Here is a 6,299-nt window from a genome sequence, read left to right as displayed (position 1 = left end):
ATGTCATGGTTCGCTGACGTCGCTGTGTGAAAGTGGTGGTGGTATTCTTCAATGTGAAACGCCAGATTTTCTTTCAGCGAGCGTAGGGGATTTTGCCGCGCAAGGCTTTTGGTTGTGACCATGAGATGTCCAGAATCTATTTTTCACGAGCCGCCGGGAAAATGATAACTATATCATATGCATAGAGCAAGATAACAAAGTAGTACTAAATAATTGACGATGATTATACGACTGGACGGATTAGAGAGATCCCTCTGCAACACCGAAAGCCCGCTGGAGTTGCTTAGCAGCCCGGCCTGAAGTAATAAGAATCAGATAGTCACCTTCAGAGATTTTCAGCTCTGGGTCATCCGGATTACCAAGCACAACACGCTCACCATTGATCGTCGTCGCTAACCCGACGAGGATCGCATCAAGCTGTTTTCTTATCTCAAAAAATGCATCAAGATAGTAGCGATCTTTAAAACGGTTCTTGGCGATTACAAGATACTGCTGCACATCGAAACTATCTTCTTCGGATGCACTTGATATGAGCTCTTCTGTATATTTAGCAACCTCTGGCTCAAAAATAAAACTTGCGGTCAATTTTGCATCGATCTCATCCCGAGAGAGCACAACATCCGCGCCTGCCGACCTAAATGATGGAATCAATTCATGATCATTGACGACAACAGCATGACTAATCGGCTTGTGGTAGAATTTCTTACTATTGATAAGATAGACAAGCTTATCGGTATCATCATTCAAATTGACAAACACGATGCTAGCCGCTTCAATGTTTGCCTTGCGTGCTAGCTCAAAATTATGATGGTCAGCTAACAAAAAGTAGACTTGGCTCCTTTCATAGCCTCCGGCTAGCAGGTCGATCTGCGATCGTTGATCCAGGATGATCGCTATCTTGACACCTGCCGGCAACAACTGCTCCAGTACAGTCTGCGCATAGCGATCCCAGCCGATAATGACGACATGATTGGTAAAGCTCGTACCGTTGTAACCGAGATGGTGGTTTTCCCTGACCTCATTGATCATATTACTAATACGCCCGATCAACAGACCCAAAACGCCCATACTCGCAATAATAAATAGATAACCAATCCACTTACCCTGATTGGTTACCGGATACATGTCGCCATACCCGACTGTCGTCATGGTGACAATCGAGAACCATATCGCTTCTCCAAGGTTGGTAATACTTGGCTCGTCGGATGCTTGCTCAAAATGAATCAGTGTGGCGAGGAGTCCAAGATAGATGGCGAGAACGACGATGACGACGCCAAGCGTTTTTAGCAGCTTTACGAGATTCATGCTTGTCTCCGCTGAGTGGAATAGTTGCCCCTTAAACGAGATCGGCTGCCCGTGGCGATCGCTGCCGAAGGATCGCCTGCCCCACTCGGGGGCGTTCTACCATGACACCAAGTGGCACAAAGACGGTACCTTGGAGATCACCCATAACGCGTTGCAGCAGTGTGCGCGCAAACGTGCCGGGGTTCGCTGTTTGCCCGACTGGTCGACGATCGCTTGTTCGGATCAATGACAACGTTTCTCATGCGCTTTTCGGGGCCGAGCTACCTGACCCAAGGTGCATCGGCACAGTTGGCTTGCCGGTGAGTTGAGCGTGATCAGCGCGAGGACCGCCGTCCCTAACCCGACCTGCTCATCCGCTCATCCCTGATAGGCAAGGCGGTGATCGCGGTTTTCATCCGAAAATGCTAACCGAGAAATCCGCCGGCTCTTTTGTATTGCCACAATTCGACACAATTCATTTTTGGCGAGGGGTGGTACTGCGTCGGGTTGCTCGCCCAGGCACAAAACGATTCCACTGGCGCGGTTTAACAGTGCCATGCCGCGTCGCGAGCGATCCTTGGAGGGCGATGAGCCGGCTCATCACAGCGCCAGTTGAGTCAGTCGATATTGACGTAATGGCGTGGAAGCCGCAGTTGCACACGTAAGCGTGGCGGGGATAGGTCCAGTTGCAAGCGACCGCCATGGGCTTGGGCGATGTCATTCACCAAGGCCAACCCCAGGCCGCTCCCTTGTTGATGCTGGGCATTGCTGCCGCGCACCTGGGGTTGAATCAGCTGTTGCAGTTCGCCGCTGTCTTTCAGGTCCGTATCATTGCTGATGCTGAGTACCAGGCTGTCATCGACGAACGCGAGTTCAATGGTGATTTCACTCGCGTGAAGACGGTATTTCACACTGTTTTCGAGCAGGTTGATGATGGCCGTGCGTAGCAATTCCTCGTCGATGTCGATCACGACAGGCGCTGATCCGGTGCTGACGATACGAAACGGGGAGAGCATCGAGCGCAGGGATTCGCTGCCGATAGCCTCGAGCAACACTTGCTCAAGATTGCGCGAGGTCCGGCGCATGCGCACAGGTGGCTTGTGCTCCATATTCTTGTACGAGGAAACGCTCGATGAGCTTGTGACCCTTGCGGCATTGTTGGCGAATCTGATGCAAGAGGCGCGTGCGCGTCGCGGGATTGGCGCTGTCGTGGGTGATCTCGCTGAATTCGGCGAGCTTGTCGATGTTGGTCAGCGGGGAGCGGAACTCATGGGTGAGCATCCTGAGCAGGCGGTTCTGGGTGAGCTGGCGTTGCTCGAGCAGCCGGGTCTGTAGGCGCAACTGCTCGCTCTCACGTTCGCGCGCGTGGTGCAGATAGACCATCATGGCGCTGAGGCCAAAGATGTGGACGAACAGGGACACCTCGAAAAAGTGCAGCGGGAAAAAGCTCGGCGCGATCAGACCCAGGGCGACCAGGTGCAGGCTGCCCTGCCCGATGACAATGACGAGCAAGGCCAGGGCGAAGAGCAGATTGACGTAGGGCTGCTGGCGGCGCGCCATCCGGCTCAGCTGCAGCGCGAGCAGGCCGATGAAATACAGCGGCGAGAGGACAAACAGCAGATCCCGCCCCGACATGAAGTGCTCCGATGTCACCAGGGGGAGCAACAGCAGGGCGAGCAGGATGATGCCACGGCCAAACCGGTGCAGGAGAGGCCATTGCCGATCTTCCCCCAGGAGCGAAAAGCTGAGAATGCCGAGCATATTGGCCAGCAGCAGGCTGCCGCGCAGCAGAATATCCGCGCTGGAGCCCGACATGCCCGGCAAGAGCAAGGCCAGGTAGCCCTCCTTGACCAGCAAGAGGATCAGCAAACTGGCGTTGTGCAAGCCGTAGTATTGAAACAGCGGCCGGTGTAGATAAACGCCAGCACCGATAAACAAAGAGGCGCTCAAGAGTAGGGCGCCGAAAATCAGCGCATGCCACAACGCCCAGCGCAGGGACTCAGACAGATAGCGGCTTGGCAGTACTAGTCGGGCAAAGAACGTCAGTGGGCCATTGGTCTGCACGCGCAGGTACCAGGGCTGCTCGCTCGACTTTGGTGTCACGGCAACCGTGGCCTGTGTGTTGCGGATCGGCCAGTCGCGATGGGCCACATGATCGCCCATGCGCAGGCGGCGGTAGCCGCTCGGGTCATCCGCGTCCGGCTGATAGACATCGATAACATTCAGGTAACTGGCGCCGATCACCAGCCATTGATCCGGGGCGCCGGGCTTGCCGGTGAACGACCAGCGATACCAATAGGCGGCCTGGAAAGAGGTGTTTCTGATGGGTCGCGAGCCGAGGGGTTGGAAGGCACTGTCCTTGAGTGAGCGAATCTCCGCCAGCGTCATGCCGCCCGAGGGGTCGACATACAGCTGAAACGTCGGGTGAATCCAGCGCGTGGCGTCCTGGTCGCTGTCGAGCAACGGCACTGGTTGGGCGCCTGGCGACGGGGACAACGCCAATAGCAACAGCAGCATTAACCAGTGGCTGACCGGCATTGGCTAGCGTATTTTGATCTGCAACAGCAGGCGATACCCGCCGCCATAGATGGACTCGATCGCTTCCTGGTCGCGCTGCGGATTGAGGCGGCGTATTTTCTCGCACAAACGGCGAATGATATTATCGATACTGCGTTTGGAATGAATCGGGGTAGCGGAGAGCGCATTACAAAAGGTGATCAGTTTCTCGCGCGTGACCACGGCGCCATGCTTGCGGTTGAGCCATTCCAGAATCAAAAATTCCTTTTCCGTCAGTTTGACCTCTCGCACATCGCCATTGTGCCATTTCAGCACCCAATGAAAGCTGTCGAGCGACCAGTATTCCCGTGCGGGTTGATCGGCCGGCGGGAAATACTCCGGGGTGTTACGCTTGAGAATGCTATCAATGAAGGAGGCGAGGACTTTGAGATCCCGGCGTTTCTCCAAGAAGCCATCCACTTGACAGCGATTGGCTTGCAGGTAGTATTCGTCACAATCATGGTTGGTGAGTACCAGGATCGAGAGCCGGGCTGAGGAGGTCTGGCGCAGTCTTTCGATCACGTCCAGACCAGTCTTGTTCGGGTCGCCCAGCTCAAGGTCGATCAAGGCCAATTGTGGTGATTGCTCAGCCACCGCGGCCAGGAACAGGGGTGCCTCGTCGAAGGCGGTGATGCGGTAGCCCTGATGCGCAAGAAAGTGCGTGACGATCTCGGCAAAGACGGGGTCGTCATCGAGCAGATAGAGCAGCGGTGATGAGGTGGGCGAGCCTGATGTCATCTTCCACGGCAACCTAGCACGCCCGAAGGCGCCCGTGTCCTTTTTGACGCATTTCGACACAATTACGTCGTGTCCAAGGTCCAAGTCCTCGCGGGTGGTCTGCTGGCGGTTTGCTAATGCGCGGGTTGCGGCCTCCAACGGTTGCGGCCTCCACTGGCATTGACTACGATCGGTTGTCAGGCCTCTCCACGCAAGGCGCCTTTCCCATGCCTCAAACCCCCATGACAGACGAGCCGCTCGCCGCCATCGAGCCGGTCTGTGCCGACGGTCGGCTGGTGAGCGAAACCGAGTACTGGCAGCACTGGTACGACGCGGCCGATCTCAGCTACGAGTGGAACAACGGCCGCCTCGAGGAAAAACCGGTGTCGGATTTCGAAACCTTTCAGGTCTATCTCTGGTTCCTGGAATTGCTGCGCCACTATCTGCGACTTCAGCCCATCGGCAAGCTGGTCGCGCTCGAGATGGGCTTTCGCCTGGCGCTGTCCTCGGGCACGGTGATCCGCAAGCCAGACCTCGCCCTGGTACTCGACACCAACCCTGTCGAACTTGATCTGAATGACAGCTCCTACCATGGCATCTTCGACCTCTGCGTCGAGGCCCTATCGACGGAAAAACCGGCTTATGTCCACCGCGACCTGGTGGTCAAGAAGGCGGAGTACGCCGCCGCCGGTGTGCCCGAGTACTATGTGCTGCACCGCGAGTCCGGCAACCTGGCCTTCTACGCACGCACCCGCGGCGGCGTCTACAGTCCGCTGCCGATCGAAGGCGAAGGCGACGAGCGTCTCGTTCGCTCGCAGTTGCTACCCGGCTTCCAGTTTCGTCTCGCCGACCTCATCCGTCGGCCTGACCTGGATGCGATTCGTCACGACCCGGTCTACAGTGCCTTCGTTCTACCAGAGTGGACTCGTGCCGAACAGGCGCAAGCGCAGGCCGAGCGCGAACGCGATCAGGCCAGCCGCGAACGCGATCAGGCCAACCGCGAACGCGATCAGGCCCTGGCAATGGCTGAACGCGAGGCGGCCGCGCGAACCGCGCTTGAAGCGGAACTCAGCCGACTGCGGAACGCCAAGCAGCCCAGTTCATCCTGAGCGCTGACCCACCGGGGTGCGCTTCGACTATCCGCCCATGTATATCTAAAATCCTAGAGCAAGCGCCGATTCTTGCTCTCGATACGCCGATACAGCTCATCCATCACCGCGATGAAGGACTGATCCCGATCCCAGAAGGGCGGAAAGTCACCCCCCTTCTTCACCAGCACGGCGGAGACGCGATCAGGCCCCTGTTCAATGGCAGCCTCAGGCTCAGTAGGCAATGGAACGCGTCCACGCCAAAAGCCCTGTGGATCGAGCGCCTGCTGCTGCTTCGCGCTCGCCGCGCCCGTCACCTCGTCGGCCATGGGCCGCAACGGCGGATATAACGAGGCCGCGGGCTCCAATGGCGCCTGATCATCCTCCGTCATCAAAGGCGCGAGCGCCTGCCCAAGCGGGGTCTTCGCCAGCTCGGTACGCAGCGCATTGCGCGCCAAGCCCCGCAGCTCGAATAACAGCAGCGGATCATGATCGAGCTGCTCGGCCAGCCGATAATAGACGCCTGCAATAGACTTGTGACTAAATAATATTTTTTTATTTTTCAGTAACCTGACGAGCATTCTTTCAGTAAGCTTTTTCAAAACAACAGCTTAACCTTGAAAAGTTATAATTCGACCCTATTAATAATTGAAT

The 6,299-nt window shown here is 56.5% G+C and carries 6 protein-coding genes; 1 reads left to right on the top strand and 5 read right to left on the bottom strand.

Going from position 1 to position 6,299, the window contains the following annotated elements; genetic code table 11:
- Nucleotides 1–240 precede the first annotated feature (240 nt).
- The 4 genes from CCR96_RS18705 to CCR96_RS18690 all read right to left on the bottom strand — a co-directional run bounded on the left by CCR96_RS18705 (nt 241) and on the right by CCR96_RS18690 (nt 4,578).
- Nucleotides 241–1,305, bottom strand: a complete 1,065-nt coding sequence (locus CCR96_RS18705) for an ion channel (protein ID WP_201222165.1) — start codon at nt 1,303–1,305, stop codon at nt 241–243.
- Nucleotides 1,306–1,901: 596 nt separating this feature from the next.
- A complete protein-coding gene (locus tag CCR96_RS18700; protein ID WP_201222163.1) occupies nt 1,902–2,255 on the bottom strand; it encodes an ATP-binding protein in 354 nt (117 codons plus the stop codon).
- Between the two features lie 88 nt (nt 2,256–2,343).
- A complete protein-coding gene (locus CCR96_RS18695) occupies nt 2,344–3,801 on the bottom strand; it encodes a 7TMR-DISM family protein (RefSeq protein WP_201222161.1) in 1,458 nt (485 codons plus the stop codon).
- A 24-nt stretch (nt 3,802–3,825) separates the two neighbouring features.
- Nucleotides 3,826–4,578: a response regulator transcription factor gene (locus tag CCR96_RS18690; protein WP_201222159.1), complete on the bottom strand. Its 753-nt coding sequence runs from the start codon at nt 4,576–4,578 to the stop codon at nt 3,826–3,828.
- Nucleotides 4,579–4,784: 206 nt separating this feature from the next.
- Between CCR96_RS18690 and CCR96_RS18685 the strand changes: the two genes are divergently transcribed.
- On the top strand, nt 4,785–5,666 hold the full coding sequence (locus CCR96_RS18685) for a Uma2 family endonuclease (protein ID WP_242519208.1): 882 nt from the start codon (nt 4,785–4,787) through the stop codon (nt 5,664–5,666).
- 53 nt (nt 5,667–5,719) lie between these two features.
- On the opposite strand, the gene CCR96_RS18680 is transcribed toward CCR96_RS18685, so the two are convergent.
- A complete protein-coding gene (locus CCR96_RS18680) occupies nt 5,720–6,226 on the bottom strand; it encodes a hypothetical protein (RefSeq protein WP_201222157.1) in 507 nt (168 codons plus the stop codon).
- Nucleotides 6,227–6,299 lie beyond the last annotated feature (73 nt).

Origin of the sequence: Halochromatium roseum, from assembly GCF_016653315.1 — a bacterium.
Classification (GTDB): domain Bacteria; phylum Pseudomonadota; class Gammaproteobacteria; order Chromatiales; family Chromatiaceae; genus Lamprobacter; species Lamprobacter roseus.
The sequence above is the reverse complement of the archived record's forward strand: the minus strand, read 5'-3'. Positions and strand labels throughout refer to the sequence as shown.